This is a genomic window from Xanthomonas sp. F4, from assembly GCF_011761895.1.
This window is the reverse complement of sequence record NZ_JAASQX010000003.1, coordinates 216,978-232,148: the sequence shown is the minus strand read 5'-3', so window position 1 is coordinate 232,148 and position 15,171 is coordinate 216,978. Positions and strand designations below refer to the sequence as shown.

Genomic DNA, 15,171 nt, shown 5'->3' with positions numbered 1-15,171 from the left:
GGGACGCCGCCATGCCGCAGTTCTTCATCGAGCGCCCGGTCTTCGCCTGGGTGATCGCGCTATTCATCGTGCTGCTCGGCACCCTGGCCATCGGCCAGTTGCCGGTGGCGCGCTATCCCTCGGTGGCGCCGCCGTCGGTGTCGCTGATCGCGTCCTACCCCGGCGCCACGCCGCAGACCCTCAACGACTCGGTGGTGAGCCTGGTCGAGCGCGAGCTGTCGGGGGTCAAGAACCTGCTGTATTTCGAGTCCACGGTGGACACCTCGGGCAGCGCGCAGATCACCGCCACCTTCAAGCCCGGCACCAATGCGGAGCTGGCGCAGGTGGACGTGCAGAACCGCATCAAGGCGGTGGAGCCGCGCCTGCCGCAGGCGGTGCGGCAGAACGGCCTGCAGGTGGAATCGGCCGCGTCCGGCTTCCTGATGCTGGTCGGCCTGACCTCGCCCGACGGCCGCTACGACGAAGTGGCGCTCAACGACTACCTGGCGCGCAACATCGTGCAGGAACTGCGGCGTATCGACGGCGTCGGTCGCGTGCAGCTGTTCGGCGCCGAGCAGGCCATGCGCGTGTGGGTGGACCCGGACAAGCTCGTCGCCTACGGCCTGACCATGACCGAGCTGGCGCAGGCAATCGAACAGCAGAACGCGCAGATCGCGCCCGGCCGCCTCGGCGACGAGCCGGCCGTGCGCGGGCAACGCCTGACCGTGCCGCTGACCGTGGCCGGGCAACTGACCACGCCCGCGCAGTTCGCTGCCATCGTGCTGCGTGCCGACAGCGGCGGCGCGCGGGTGACCCTGGGCGACGTGGCGCGGGTGGAACTGGGCGCGCAGTCCTATGGCTTCTCCAACCGCGAGAACGGCGCCGCCGCCACCAGCGCGGCGATCCAGCTCTCGCCCGGCGCCAATGCGGTGCGCACCGCGCAGGCGGTGAAGGAACGCCTGGCGGAACTGGCCGCGAGCATGCCGACGGGCATGACCTATTCGATCCCGTTCGACACTGCGCCGTTCGTGAAGCTCTCGATCAAGCAGGTGCTCAAGACCCTGCTCGAGGCGATGGTGCTGGTGTTCCTGGTGATGTACCTGTTCCTGCAGAACGTGCGCTACACACTGATCCCGGCCATCGTCGCGCCGATCGCGCTGCTGGGCACCTTCGCGGTGATGCTGCTGGCCGGCTTCTCCATCAACGTGCTGACCATGTTCGGCATGGTGCTGGCGATCGGCATCATCGTCGACGACGCCATCGTGGTGGTGGAGAACGTCGAACGGATCATGGCCAGCGAAGGCTTGCCGCCGCGGGAGGCGACGACCAAGGCGATGCGCGAGATCACCGGCGCGGTGGTCGGCATCACCCTGGTGCTGACCGCGGTGTTCATCCCCATGGCCTTCGCCAGCGGTTCGGTGGGCGTGATCTACCAGCAGTTCACCCTGGCGATGGCGGTGTCGATCCTGTTCTCGGCGTTCCTGGCGCTGACCCTGACCCCGGCGCTGTGCGCCACCCTGCTGCGTCCGGTCGCACCCGGCCATCACGCCAAGCGCGGCTTCTTCGGCGAGTTCAATCGTGGCTTCGAGCGCCTGGCGGGCGGTTATGCCACGCGCGTGACATGGTTGCTGCGACGCGGCGGGCGGGTGATGGCGGTGTTCGCGGCGCTGTGCGTGGCGCTGTTCTTGGCGATGCGCATGCTGCCCTCGGCGTTCCTGCCCGAAGAGGACCAGGGCTACTTCATGACCTCGATCCAATTGCCCACCGGCGCCACCAGCGAGCGCACCTTGGACGTGGTCAAGGCGTTCGAACGGCACGTCGCCACGCGCCCTGCGCTGGCCTCCAACCTGGTGATCCTCGGCTTCAGCTTCTCCGGCTCGGGCACCAACGCGGCCATGGCCTTCACCATGCTCAAGGATTGGGACCAGCGCGACGGCGCCAGCGCGCGCGACGAAGCCGAGCGCGCGCAGCAGGCGATGGCCGCCTTGCCCGAAGGCACGGTGATGAGCCTGCTGCCGCCGGCCATCGACGAACTCGGCACCTCCTCCGGCTTCACCGTGTACCTGCAGGACCGCGGCAACCGCGGCGAGGCGGCGTTGATGGCCGCGCAAGCACAACTGCTGGACCTGGCCGCGCACAGCGACGTGGTCAGCGATGTCTATGCCGACGGCCTGCCGCCGGGCAAGAGCATTCACCTGGAGATCGATCGCCAGCAGGCCGAGACCATGGGTCTGTCGTTCGCCACGGTGAGCAATACGTTGTCGGCAGCGATGGGCTCGCTGTACGTCAACGACTTCCCCAACGCCGGGCGCATGCAGCAGGTGATCCTGCAGGCCGACGCCGCGTCGCGCATGCAACTGGACGACGTGCTGGGCCTACGCGTGCGCAGCGACAGCGGCGGCATGGTGCCGCTGCGCGAAGTGGTGCGCGCCAGCTGGACCGACGCCCCGCAGCAGTTGATGCGCTTCCAGGGCTTCCCGGCCGTGCGCATCGCCGGCGGCGCCGCGTCCGGCGTGTCCAGCGGCGCGGCCATGGCCGAGATGGAACGGCTGGCTGCGCAACTGCCCCCCGGCTTCGCCGTGGCCTGGACCGGGCAATCACTGCAGGAGCGGCAGTCGGCCGCGCAGGCGCCGCTACTGATGCTGCTGTCGGCGCTGGTGGTGTTCCTGGTGCTGGCGGCGCTGTACGAGAGCTGGTCGATCCCGCTGTCGGTGCTGCTGGTGGTGCCGCTGGGCCTGCTCGGCGCGGTCGCCGCGGTGATGCTGCGCGGCCTGCCCAACGACGTGTTCTTCAAGGTCGGGCTGATCACCATCATCGGCCTGTCGGCGAAGAACGCCATCCTCATCGTCGAGTTCGCCCGGCAACTGCACCGCGACGGCCAGGGGCTGGTCGAGGCGGCGACCAATGCCGCACGGTTACGCCTGCGCCCGATCCTGATGACCTCGCTCGCCTTCGCCCTGGGCGTGGTGCCGCTGATGCTGGCCAGCGGCGCCAGCGCCGAGACCCAGCACGCCATCGGCACCGGCGTGTTCGGCGGCATGGTCAGCGGCACCGTGCTGGCGATCTTCTTCGTGCCGGCGTTCTTCGTCTGCGTGGTGGGGCTGCAGGAGCGGGTGGCACGCTGGCGTGCGCGACGCGGCGGCGATGCGTCAGCCGAGAATTAGACCGGCGCTGCCGCTGCCATTGCGGCAGTCAATTGTCGTGCAGCCGCGACAAGCGAAGCCGAAAGCCGACTGACACCCTCCGTCGTCGGGACTGAAGTCCCTCCCACAGTGCAGTCCTCCGACAAGGCGAGTGCCGCACCTGTGGGAGCGGCTTCGGCCACGACGCGACCAGGCATGACGAGAAGGTCGTCTCCCACCGGTGCGCAGCATCGTTCGCATCCACACCGCACCGTCGATCGCCGTCCTCACTCCATCCGGCACAACGGCACTTCGCCCGGCCGCAAGGTCAGCACCCGCACGCCGCTGGCGGTCACCGCCACGGTGTGCTCGAACTGCGCAGAGAGCTTGCCGTCGCGCGTATGCACCGGCCATTGCTCGGGCAATGCGCGGATCGCCGCGCGCCCCTGGTTGAGCATCGGCTCGATGGTGAACACCATGCCCTCGCGCAACTCCAGGCCGGTGCCGGCGTGCCCGTAGTGCAGGATCTGCGGTTCCTCGTGCATGGCGCGGCCGATGCCGTGGCCGCAGTATTCCTTGACCACGGTGTAGCCATGCGCGCGCGCATGCCGCGCGATGGCGTGACCGATGTCGCCCAGCCGCGCGCCCGGACGCACCGCGGCAATGCCCTTCCACATCGCCTGGTACGCGGCCTGCACCAGCCGCCGCGCCGGATAGCCCACCTCGCCCACCAGGTAGGTGGTGCTGGAGTCGGCGATGTAGCCGTGCTTCTCCAGGGTGATGTCCAGATTGACGATCTGCCCGTGGCGCAGCACATCGTCGGCCGACGGCACGCCATGGCAGACCACGTCGTCGATGGAGGCATTGAGCACGAACGGGAAACCGTACTGGCCCTTGCTCGCGGGCCGTGCGCCCAGTTCGTCCACGATCATCCGTTCGACGAGGTCGTTGAGCTCCAGCGTGCTGCGACTCAGCAAGGACATCCCGTCCAGCCGTGCGAACACCTGCGCCAGCAGCCGCCCGGACTCGGCCAGCAGCGCCAGCTCGTCCGGCCGCTTGATCACGTGCGCCCCGGTGTCACCGCCTGCGGCCGCACCCCCGCCGCACGCAGCTCGCGCGCCACGATGTCCTGGAACGACAACTCCGGGTTCATCTCGCACAGCATGCCGACCTTGATCCAGAAATTGGCCTGCGCGTTGATCGAACGGCTGGTCACGGTGCAGGCGCGACGCAGTTGGTCATGCAGGTCGTCGTCGATGTTGACGATGCCCATGGTGGCTCCCGATGCGATGAATATATGCATCGTATACGTTCCATATATTACCGACAAGCCAGCACTCCGCTAACGGCGCAATGCACCGCGTCACGACCCGAGCAGCGTTGGCCACCACGTAGGCCGCCTGCCAGATACCAGGGAACCTTCAAGCGGCAGAGGAAGCGCATCTATGGGCGCGGCTTCGTCCGCGACGAGGCATCCCCTGTAACGCCCGTCGCCGAAGCCGCTCCCATGGCAGCGGATCGTTGCCGTTGATCGGCGCCGCCGCATGTTTCCTGGCGTCGCCCGATCTCAGGAAGTGAGACGCCGCAGCCGCATGCTTGCGCGCTACCCGCTGCTGCCCTGGCCGCCCTGGCTGCAGGACAGCCAGAAGCGCACATGCGCTGACGTCAGCATCCGCCTCCTCGCCCGGCCTGCCTGGGCCAGGCCGTGAATGGCGCCATCCGCACACGCGGCGCGCCCTGCCCAGTGCGGACATGCGGTCGTCGCCCCCCCTCCCCTCGCGGGATTTCTCCATCGATGGATCGCACCATGCTCAAGGCACGTATCGGCGACCTGTTCGCCAGCCACGCCCACGTCTACGCGAATGCGGTCAATTGCGCCGGCATCATGGGCAAGGGCATCGCGCAGGCGTTCAAGCGGCGCTACCCGGCCATGTTCGAGGACTATGCCGTGCGCTGCCGCGAAGGCCGCGTGCGCATCGGCGAACCTTATCTCTATGCGGAAGCCAGCGGCACCCGCATTCTCAACTTCCCGACCAAGCGCCACTGGCGCTCGCCATCGCGGCTCGAGGACATCGCCGCAGGGCTGGACTATCTCGCCGCGCATCTGCGCGCATGGGACGTGCGCAGTCTTGCCCTGCCGCCGCTCGGCTGCGGCAATGGCGGACTGGCCTGGGACGATGTCGGCCCGCTGATCTACCGCACGCTGGCGCACCTGCCGGTCGACATCGAGGTCTACGCACCGTACGGCACGCCGCTGGCGCAGCTCGAGCCCGCCTTCCTGTCGCAGCCGGCAAACGCCTCGGCCGAGGGCACCGGCAAACGCACGGCGACCCAGCCGGGCTGGGTCGCGATCATGGAAGTGCTGCGGCGGCTGCAAACCCGGCCGGAGGCGCGGCCGGTCGGGCGCACCCTGTTCCAGAAGCTCTGCTGGGCCATGACCGAACTGGGCGTGCCGACCGGGCTGACGTTCGGCAATGCCGGCCGCGGACCGCGCCAGGGCGACGTCCGGCCGATCCTGACCGACCTGGCCAACCGCAACTGGCTGCACGAACAGCCGCAGGGACGGACGATGGCGCTGCACGCGTCGCCGCAGTACGACACCGAGCATGCCCGGTTCGCTGCAGCGTATGCGCCCTACGAGGCCGAGATCGCCAAGGCCGTGGACCTGTTCGCGCGCATCAGGAACACCGACCAGGCCGAGGACATGATGACGGTGTTCCAGGCCGCGCGCCGCCTGCAGGCGGCGCATCCCGGGCAGGCGCTCCATGCGCAACAACTGCATGCGCATTTGCTAGCTTCCAGAAACACGGCCGATTCCGAACAGACGCCACAGGCGCTGGCCGAAGCGATCCGCATGCTGGTGGCGCTGGACTGGATACGCTGGAACTGAAGGCGTGCCAGTCGGGTGGGATCAGCGCGGTTCCGAGCCGAAAGTCAGGCAGATCGCTTTTTCGTTCCACATGGCCTCTGCATTCCGGCCGCCCAGGGTGCCGCGCCTGCCGCCCCACTTCGGCAGCGGCCGGCGCCAGCGCTGGGTACCGCATCACGCAGAATCACTCCACCCACCTGCCAATGGTCGGCACAGCATGCGATCAGTCAGAAACTCACGCGCCACACACTGTTGCCGACATCGTCGGCGATCAGCAGCGCGCCATCCTTGTCCTGCGCCAGGCCGACCGGGGCACCGAACAACTGCGACTCGTCTTCCGAATGGAAGCCGCTGACCACGGTCTGCGGCGGACCGGCGGGACGGCCATGCTGGAACGGCACGTAGACCACCTGGTAGCCGCTGAGCGGCGAGCGGTTCCAACTGCCGTGCTCGGCGACGAACGCGCCTTCGCGGTACTTGGGTGGCAGCGTCTCGCCGCGGGTGAACCACAGGCCTAGCGCCGCCACATGCGAACCCAACGCATAGTCCGGCTTGATCGCCTTGGCGACCAGGTCGGGCCGCTGCTCTTTGACTCGCGTATCCACGTTCTGCCCGTAATAGCTGTATGGCCAGCCGTAGAAGCCACCTTCCTGGACCGAGGTCAGGTAATCGGGCACCAGGTCGGCGCCGATCTCGTCGCGCTCGTTGGCGATCGCCCACAACCTCCCGGTCCGCGGCTCCCACTGCAGCCCGGTGGGATTGCGGATGCCCGAGGCGAAGATGCGGCTGCTGGCCGAGGCGACATCCACCTCCAGCACGGCCGCGCGGCGGTACTCCACGTCCAGCCCGTTCTCGCCGATGTTGCTGTTGGATCCGACGCCCACGTACAGCTTGCGTCCGTCCTGGCTCGCCAACAGCGCCTTGGTCCAATGGTGCTCGATGGTGCCAGGAAGATCGGTGAACAATGTGCCGGCCGCGCTGATCTGCGTCTGGCCGGCGACATAGGGAAACTTCATGATGGCGTCGGTGTTGGCAACGTACAGGCTATCGCCGATCAACTGGACACCGAACGGCGAGTGCAGGCCCTGCAGGAACACATGCCGCTCCCATGTGCCGTCAGCGGCTCTGCGCAGCAGCGTGATGCGGTTGCCGCCCTTGGCGCTCTTGCCGGAGCGGCCCTGGATCAGGCCGGCGATCAGTTGCTTGGGCGTGGTGACCGGCTCCATGCCCGGCGAGTTGGATTCCACCACCAGCACATCGTCGTTGGGCAGCATGTACAGCTGGCGCGGATGCATCAGGCCGCCGGCGATCTTCTCGATCTTCAGCCCGGCCGCCACCTTGGGCGTTTGTCCCTCTTTCCAGCCCACGCCCTCGGGAACCTGCATCGGCGGCAACAGGAAATTCCTGGCTTCCGGCAGCGGTGGCGCGTTGCCCGACTGCTGCGTCGGTTCGAGCGCGGCCTTGCCACCGCAAGCGGCCAGGGCGATCGCGCAGGCCAGGGCCACGGCGGACATATATAGGCGCTTAGCCATGGACATACTCCTCATGCAAGGGACGGCGAATGGCGATGAGGACATGCCCGATGGCAAGCAGCACCACCGTGACGACCGAGAGCCAGAGCCCCGCAGGCACCACGGCATACGCATCGCGGCTATGCACGAAGGAATTGAAGATGGCGGCGACGATCGCCAGCAGGTTCAACCAGAAGTCGAGCCGCTCCACCGGCAGTGCAGAACGTCGCGCGGTGATCCAGACCTGCACCAGATTGATCAGCCGCGGCACGATGGCGATGACCAGACCGATCGCGATCAGCCAGGCGGCCGCCTTGGTCCACAGGATCACGCCAGTGCGGGCGTAGACGACGTCGAAGATCAGCGCGGCGACGAAGCAGCCGAATGGAATGGGATTGAGTAGGCCATAAAGGGCATTGGCCACGACGGAACGGCGTGGTGCGGGTGCGGTCTGCGGATGCATGAGACAGCTCTCGACGAAAGGAGGGAGGAGGCGAATCGCCCAGTCACCGTGGGACCGCGGAACACTCCGCTCCGGTGACGCGACTCACTATCTGCCCCTCCACGTCTAGAGGGTGTCGCGATCGGCTAGCGCCCCTTCGCCGCGATCCGCACGCCGCTGCTCTCGCGTACGCACAACGTCACTGGCGCGATGGTGCTGCGTGGTGCGACGCCTGCCTCCCGTTGTGCGAGCACCAGCTGCGCCGCCTGGCGGCCGCGGGCGCGTGGTTGCGCAGCGAGCGTGGTCAGCGCCGGCGTGCTCACCGCGGCCTCGGGGATGTCGTCGAAACCGGTGATCGCGAAGTCCAGGCCCGGACGGATGCCGCGCGCGAGCAGGCCCAGCATCAGGCCCAGCGCGACTGTGTCGTTGTAGCAGACCGCCGCGGTGGGCGGCGCGTCGTGGGCGAACAGTTCACCGTGGCGTGCGGCCGCTTCCAGGCGATTGGGTGCCGACTCGATCAGCCACGCCGGGTCGACCGGCAGCTTGGCCTGCCGCATCGCCTGCGCGTGACCGGCGCGACGCTGCCGGCAGGAACTGGAATCGGCATGGCCGCCGTAGAACGCGATACGACGGTGGCCGAGCGCGATCAGATGCTCGGTGGCCAGTTGTGCGCCGCGCTGGTTGTCCAGGCCGAGAAAGCCCCAGTCGTCGGCACCGGCCAGTTCGCGATTGAACAGCAGCACGTTCGCGCGCGCATCCAGCACCGTGTGCAGTTCGGCGGCGTCGCTGCCCTCGGCCGGCGACAGGATCACCCCGGCCGGGGTGTGTTCCATCAGCGAGCCCAGCACCGCCTGCTGCCGCGCGGGCGATTCGCCGGTGCTGCCGAGCAGGGTCACGTAGCCCTGCTCACCCAGCGCCTCGTCCACGCCGGCGGCGAATTCGGCGAAGAACGGGTTGGCCAGGTCGTTGATGACCAGGGCCACGCAGGTCGAGGTGCGCCGACGCAGGTTGGCGGCGCCGCGGTTGTAGACGTAGCGCTGCCGTTTCAGTTCCGCTTCCACCCGCGCGCGGGTGTCGGCATGCACCAGCGGGCTGCCGCGCAGCACCAGCGAGACGGTGGCGCGCGAGACGCCGACCGCCTCGGCGATGTCGGTGACGGTCACTACCCGCTGACGGTCGCGCGCGGCGGCGACCGGTGCGGTCTTTGCGGCCTTTTTCGCCTTGTCCGCATGCTCCGCCGCAACCGGCGCCGCCTTGCGCGCGGCGACCTTGGCAGCGTTGGAGCCTGCGGATCCGGTTCCGGGTGGACGCTTCTGGCGCATCGGATCGATTCCCTTCGGGCGAGGCGCCCAGCCTAAACCATCGGCTGCGCGCGCCTGCCGCGAGACGGCACGGACTCAGCGCCAGCCCAGGCTGGCGGCGGACGGCGGCGCCGCGCACGGCGACACCGGCAGATCCTGCGGCTGGGTCCCCCACCCCTGCGGCTGCGGCGCATCGCGCAGGTCGAAACGCAGGCGGCCGCCTTGATGCAACTGCGCCCAGTCCAGCCACACCGGCGCGTGCGCGCGGCCATCCAGCGACACGCCACCGACGTAGCGCAGCTTGCCGTCACCGGCCTGCGGCGCGTCGATACGCAGCGTGCGGCCCGGCCCCACGTCCAGTTCGACACGCGAGAAACGCGGCGCGTGCAGCAGGAACTGCCCGGTGCCCGGCACCGCCGGATACAGGCCCATGGCGCTGAACAGATACCACGCCGACATCGTGCCCAGGTCGTCGTTGCCGGTGACGCCGTTCGGCGCATTGGTGAACAACGTCTGCGCCGCATGCAGCACGGTGCTGGTCTTCCACGGCTGGCCGATCAGCGTGTACATCCACGGCGCGTGCAGATCGGGCTCGTTGTTGGGGTTGTAGCGGAACTGGCTGTAGTAGCTGTACGGCCCCACCACCCATTCCTTGCGCGCAGCGCCGGCCGGGTCGGCCAGCAGCGCGTCGTAGGCGAAGAACGCGTCCAGGCGGCGCGCGGCCTGCTCGGGCCCGTGCATCGCCTCCACCAGGCCCGGCACGTCCTGTTGCGCCAGCCACTGGTACTGCCAGGCCGTGCCTTCGTGGAAGCCGTGCTGCGAGCGCGGATCGTAATGCCCATCCGACGGCGTGTACCACGCGCCATCTTCGGTGCGCGGCCGCGGGAAGCCGGTGAAACCGGTGTCCGTGTCGCGCACGGACGGATCCCACACCGTCCGCCAGTTGCGCCCGCGGCGGTTCAGCACCGCCGCGTCCTCGGCGTGGCCCAGTGCGCCGGCCATCGTCGACAGCGCGCAGTCGGCCAGCGCGTACTCCAGCGTCGCCGAGCCGCCATGGTGCGGGTCGACGTCCATGCCCTTGGACGGGAACGCGCGGTCGTACTGCACGAAACCCTGCGCCAGGTAGTTGGCGTTGCCGGACCGCCCGGCGTGCCGCGAATTCAACGGCGGCATCTCGAAGGCGTTGCGGCGCAGCGCGGCGTAGGCCTCGGCCTCGCGGCCCTGCAGCGCGCCGAAGCGCCACAGGTCGACCAGGAACGGCGTGACCGGATCGCCGGTCATCACGTTGCTCTCGAAGTTGGCATAGCCCCAGCGCGGCAGCCAACCGCCTTGCGCGTTGATCGCCAGGATCGAACGGCCGATGTCCGCGGCGCGCTGCGGCTTGAGCAGGGCCAGCAACTGGTTCTGCGCGCGGTAGGTGTCCCACAGCGAGAAGAACTCGTGGTACGTCCAGCCGTCGGCGTGGTGGATGCCGTCGTCGTAGCCGCGGTAGCGGCCATCGGCGTCGCTGCCGGTCAGCGGCTGCAACAGGGAGTGGTACAGCGCGGTGTAGAACACCACGCGGTCGTCGCCGCTGCCGCCGCGCACGCGCACGCTGGCCAGTTCCTTGTCCCAGGCCTGCTGTGCACGGGCGCGCATGGCGTCGAAGCCGAGCAGGCGGCCATTGGCCATGCCCTCGCTGCGCAGGTTGTTGCGCGCGCCCTCGGCATCCACGTGCGAGATCGCCGAGATGGCGGTGACCGCACGGCCCTTGCTCAAGTCGAAGGTGAGCCACGCGCCGCTGGGCTTGCCCTCGCCCTCCATGCCATGGCGCGATCCCGGCACGCCACCGGCCTCGCCCCAGGTGCCGAAGGCCTTGAACGGGCGGTCGAACTCCAGGCGGAACCAGGTGGTGTACTGGTGGCCGCCGCAGAAGCTCTGGGTGACCAGCTTGCCTTCCACCACGCGGTCGCCGACCACGATTAGCGTGCTGCCGGTGACCGTGTGGCGGGCGTTGGCCTGGCCGATGTTGACCAGCACGTGGCCGTCGCCCGAGGTGGAAAAGGTATAGCGCTCGGCCGCGGCGCGGGTCAGCGCAGTGGCTTCGGCGTCGATGCCGCCGTAATCGGTCAGCCGCACCTTGTAGTAGCCGGCCTGGCCGCGCTCGCCGTCGTGCTGGTAACGCGCGCCGTAGCGGGTATGGTCGAACGCCTTCGGATCGGCCGTATCGAAATCGCCGCCGGGACCGATGCGCCCGGTCACCGGCAGCACCGAGACCTGCCCGCCCTGCTCCCAGCAGCCGGCGCCGGACAGGAAGGAATGGCCGAAGCCGCGGATCTGCGGGTCGTCGTAGCGCCAGCCGGCGTAGTGCGCACCGATCGGGCTGACCTGGATCATCCCGAACGGGGCGGACGCACCGGGAAAGGTGTTGCCGTCGTCCTTGCTGCCGATGAAGGTGTTGACCTCGGCACTGGGCCGCGGCGCGGCGGCAAGCGCGGGCGTGACCAGCAGCAAAGACAGGGCGAGCGTGCGCAGCACGCAAGGCAGCAGGGACGACGTCATGCGATGGGATCCTGTGGTGAACGGCTGCGTAAACGCGACGGCGCAGTCGTGGACGGCGAAAACGGTAGCCCGGCCGTCGCCGGACCGTCGCGCCCATGCCGTCCGCCGCGCGGCAGGCATGGGCACGACACACTGCAGCCTAGAACTTGTAGGTCAACCCAAGGTACGCCAACCGGCCTGCGTAGCCACCTGTGTAGAAGCGTGCCCGGGTATCGTCGCCCAGGTGCTGGCGCGACTCCTGCTTGGTCAGATTCAGCACCGACGCGGTGAGGCTGAGCGCTGGCGTGATGTTGTATGCCGCGTTCACATCGATCTGGTAGTACGGCTCCTCGTAGACGTTCAGCCCGTTGACCAGGCCCTGCACCAGCTCGCCGCGACGGTTGTACGAGGCGCGCAGCAGCAAGCGGTCGGTCTCGTAGAACACGGTGAGGTTGGTCTGGTTTTTGGCGCTGCCGGGCATGGCGGTCTTGCCGACCTCGGTGCCGTCCTCCAGCCGCACCGCCGCCTTGCTGGCATCGTTGTAGGTGTAGTTGAACTGCACGCCGAGCCCTGAAGGCAGCGTGTGCTGCGCGTACAGCTCCACGCCCTGCGACACCGCATCCTGGCCGCCGGCCTGGGTGCTGTAGTTCTGCACCGTGACCGCCTGCCCATTGATCATCATGTTCACGTCGCTGACCACGTCGACGGCGAAGTTCTCCACGTTCTTGCGGAACAGCCCCACGCCGGCGACCGAGCCCGGCTGGAAGTACCACTCCAGCCCCAGGTCGAACTGGGTGGCCTTGTACGGCTGCAGGTTCTTGTTGCTGCCCGAGCCGTACCAGCCCTGCTCGCTGGCGCCGCCGGTCAGGCGCCGGTCGGCCACGTACTCGGGGCTGTAGTACTCCAGGCTGCCCGGCGCGGCGATGTCGTTGTAGCTCGGCCGCGCGATCACCTTCGACGCAGCAGCGCGCAGCAGCAGGTTCTCGGTCAGGTCATAGGCCAGGTTGAAGCTCGGCAGCACGTCGGTGTAGTTGCGGTCCAGGCCGCTGACCACGAACGACTCGTTGCGCTGCTGCGTGTCCGACAAGCGCCAGTAGCCCTCGGTGCCGCAGTAGGTATCGGCCGGCGCGCCGGTGGGCATGGCAGCGCCCTGCTGGCAGGCCAGCGGGTTGCCGTCGGCGCCGTCGAAGAAGTAGTCGTTGTAGGCGGTCACCTTGTCGGTGGAATCGGCATGCTGGCCGGTGCGCGCCACGCGCACGCCGACGTTGCCGCGCAGGCGTTCGGTGTGGAAGTTGAGCTGCAGGTAGGTCGAATAGATCTTCTCGTCGACGTTGTAGACGAAGTTGTCTTCGCTACGGGTCTGCATCGCGCCGTAGGTGTTGTTCAAGTAGCCGATGTAGCCGGGGAAATTGATCGCCGGGAACGCGCTGGATCTCACCCCGCCGGCGAGGTTGTTCATGGAAAACAACAGATCCGGCGAGAACTGCGTGGCCAGCGCGTTGCAGCGCCCGTTCCAGTAACGGTTGTTGTAATCGCTGGGGTCGGTGCCCGGGCACACCCAATAATTGTTGCCGGTGTTGCGATGGACGCCGCCGTCGCGGCGCTTGAGGCCGAACTGTAGCGAGTCGAAGAAATCGCCGTCGATGTGCCAGGTGGTATCGATCTGCGCGTACTGCTGCTGGTTGGTGTTGCGGGTCCAGGACGAACTGGTCGAACCCAGGTCGACCTGCAGGAGGCCGTCGCGCAGGTTCTGCATCAGCTCCGGCGAAAAGGTCATGGACGGCGTACCGGTCAGGTCCCAGGCGCTGGCGAAGTTGCCGTTGCTCCAACTACCGTCGGCGTTCTGGCGGCGCGGCTTGATCGGCAGAGAGAACTGCAGCTCCGGCCCACCCTTGGCCCAGGTGCGGCCGGCCTTGAACGCCACGTCCACCTTCTCGCCACGCCATTCGCCGCCCAGGTCCACCGTCTGCGACAGCGATTTTTCGATGTTGTAGCTGCCGGTGATCTGCGGCGTCGGCACCGTGCAGTCGTCCGAGCCCCAGCCGCCGGGCGGCAGGCCAGCCGCAGCGGCCTGCGCCTCGCTGCAGTAATACGCCTTGCCCGGATGCAGGCTGTAGTCGGCACCGGTGACGATGGTGCCGCTGGGATCGAAGCGCAGCCCGTCGAGCAGGCGGCCGCCGCGCCAGTTGCCGTCACCGTAATAGCGCGCGATGTTCCACTCGGGAATCTTGATGGTGTTGGTCTGCGAGTTCTGCGACAGGTCGAAGCGGAAGTAGTTCGCGGTCAGGGTCAGGTCGTCGGTGGGCTTGAACTGGAAGGTCAGTTGGCCGCCCTTGCGCTCGCGCTCCTCCTGCTTGACGTCCAGGCTGACCGCCGTTGGCATCATGAAGCGCGTGTAGTACTTGCCGTTCTGATCCCAGAAGCCGGTGCCGCCCCACCAGTTCGAATTGAAGTCCGACGGATTGCCATTCACGTCGACCGCCGGGCCGCCTTCGTCGCGGCCGTACCACTGCCAACTCTCGGTGCTGGCATTCAGCGTGCGCGCAGTGCGCTTCTGCTGCGTGTAGCCGACGAACACGCCGAAGCGGTTGTCCTTGTCGTGCCATGAGTACGAGCCGGAGAACTGGCCGTCGGTCTTTTTGCTGGTATCCGACCACACGCCCTCGGCGGAGACGAAGCCGGAATTGGGCTCCAACTCCAAAGGACGCCGCGTCTGCAGGATCACCGTGCCACCGATGCCGCCCTCGTCGATACGCGCTTCCGGGGTCTTGTACAGTTCCGCACTGCCCAGCAGGTTCGACGGCAGCAGCGTGTAGTTGAACGAGCGCGTCGGGTCGCCGTTGGACTCGGCGGTGGCGATGTAGTTGCCGTTCAATTCGGTGAGCACCAGCTCCGAGGACAGGCCGCGCACGCTGACGTTCTTGCCCTCGCCGCCGTCGCGGCTGATGACCACGCCGGGCACGCGCTGCAGCGCGTCGGCCACGTTCTTGTCGGGGAACTTGCCCACGTCCTCCGCGGTGATCACGTCGACCACGGCGTTGGCGTTGCGCTTCTGCTCCAGGCTCTTCTCGATCGCATAGCGGTAGCCGGTCACCGTCACCGCGTCCAGGTTCTTGGCCTCCAGTTCGGCCTGACCCGAGGGCGCCGACGCGGTGTCGGCCTGCTGGGCGAACACGGTGGTGGAGGCAGCGGTCGCGCACAGCGCGATGGCGATACCGGCGGACAGCGTGCTGCGCTTGCGCGCGGATGGCATGCACTTCATTTCAATCATCCTCTCCCAAAGATTGATCGGCTGCGCGAGTACGGCCACCGCGCAATCCATGGATCGAGCAGCCTCCGCGTCGCTGTAGAAAGCATCCGGCGCCGTTGCGGCGAGCCGGCCTTGCGGTTGTTCCCCCTCTGTCCTGCAGCAACTGAATTGGATCGT

At 68.0% G+C, this 15,171-nt stretch carries 9 protein-coding genes; 2 read left to right on the top strand and 7 right to left on the bottom strand.

The genetic code is table 11. The features are described from left to right. Positions 1 to 11 precede the first annotated feature (11 nt). A complete protein-coding gene (locus tag FHR66_RS13265) occupies positions 12 to 3,143 on the top strand; it encodes a multidrug efflux RND transporter permease subunit (protein ID WP_160966032.1) in 3,132 nt (1,043 codons plus the stop codon). 245 nt (positions 3,144 to 3,388) lie between these two features. Here the strand turns inward: FHR66_RS13265 and map are convergent, their stop codons facing one another. Continuing rightward, positions 3,389 to 4,165, bottom strand: coding sequence for a type I methionyl aminopeptidase (gene map / locus FHR66_RS13260; protein WP_160966030.1), 777 nt, complete (start codon positions 4,163 to 4,165; stop codon positions 3,389 to 3,391). Continuing rightward, the gene (locus tag FHR66_RS13255) at positions 4,162 to 4,374 is read right to left on the bottom strand and encodes a ParD-like family protein (RefSeq protein WP_010340731.1); all 213 of its coding nucleotides are present in this window, start codon (positions 4,372 to 4,374) and stop codon (positions 4,162 to 4,164) included. Before FHR66_RS13255 ends, map begins: the two co-directional genes overlap by 4 nt. 534 nt (positions 4,375 to 4,908) lie before the next feature. On the opposite strand from FHR66_RS13255, the gene FHR66_RS13250 reads away from it, so the two are divergent. Continuing rightward, positions 4,909 to 5,991 (top strand): macro domain-containing protein, encoded by a 1,083-nt coding sequence (locus FHR66_RS13250; protein WP_237475269.1) that lies wholly within the window; start codon positions 4,909 to 4,911, stop codon positions 5,989 to 5,991. A 206-nt stretch (positions 5,992 to 6,197) separates the two neighbouring features. Here FHR66_RS13250 and FHR66_RS13245 read toward each other — a convergent pair whose 3' ends face one another. From FHR66_RS13245 to FHR66_RS13225, 5 genes are all read right to left on the bottom strand, one after another. Next, entirely contained in the window at positions 6,198 to 7,502 is a 1,305-nt protein-coding gene (locus tag FHR66_RS13245; protein WP_202394602.1) for a PQQ-dependent sugar dehydrogenase, read from the bottom strand. Then, complete coding sequence (locus tag FHR66_RS13240; RefSeq protein ID WP_160966026.1) at positions 7,495 to 7,944, bottom strand: DUF2231 domain-containing protein; 450 nt, start codon at positions 7,942 to 7,944, stop codon at positions 7,495 to 7,497. The genes FHR66_RS13245 and FHR66_RS13240 overlap by 8 nt, the downstream gene beginning before the upstream one ends. Before the next feature lie 125 nt (positions 7,945 to 8,069). Then, complete coding sequence (locus FHR66_RS13235; RefSeq protein ID WP_202394601.1) at positions 8,070 to 9,245, bottom strand: LacI family DNA-binding transcriptional regulator; 1,176 nt, start codon at positions 9,243 to 9,245, stop codon at positions 8,070 to 8,072. Positions 9,246 to 9,320: 75 nt separating this feature from the next. Then, positions 9,321 to 11,765 (bottom strand): GH92 family glycosyl hydrolase, encoded by a 2,445-nt coding sequence (locus FHR66_RS13230; RefSeq protein ID WP_160966024.1) that lies wholly within the window; start codon positions 11,763 to 11,765, stop codon positions 9,321 to 9,323. 139 nt (positions 11,766 to 11,904) lie between these two features. Then, positions 11,905 to 15,006 carry a TonB-dependent receptor gene (locus tag FHR66_RS13225; protein WP_160966022.1) on the bottom strand — a complete coding sequence of 1,034 codons (3,102 nt, stop codon included), beginning with the start codon at positions 15,004 to 15,006 and terminating at the stop codon, positions 11,905 to 11,907. Positions 15,007 to 15,171 lie beyond the last annotated feature (165 nt).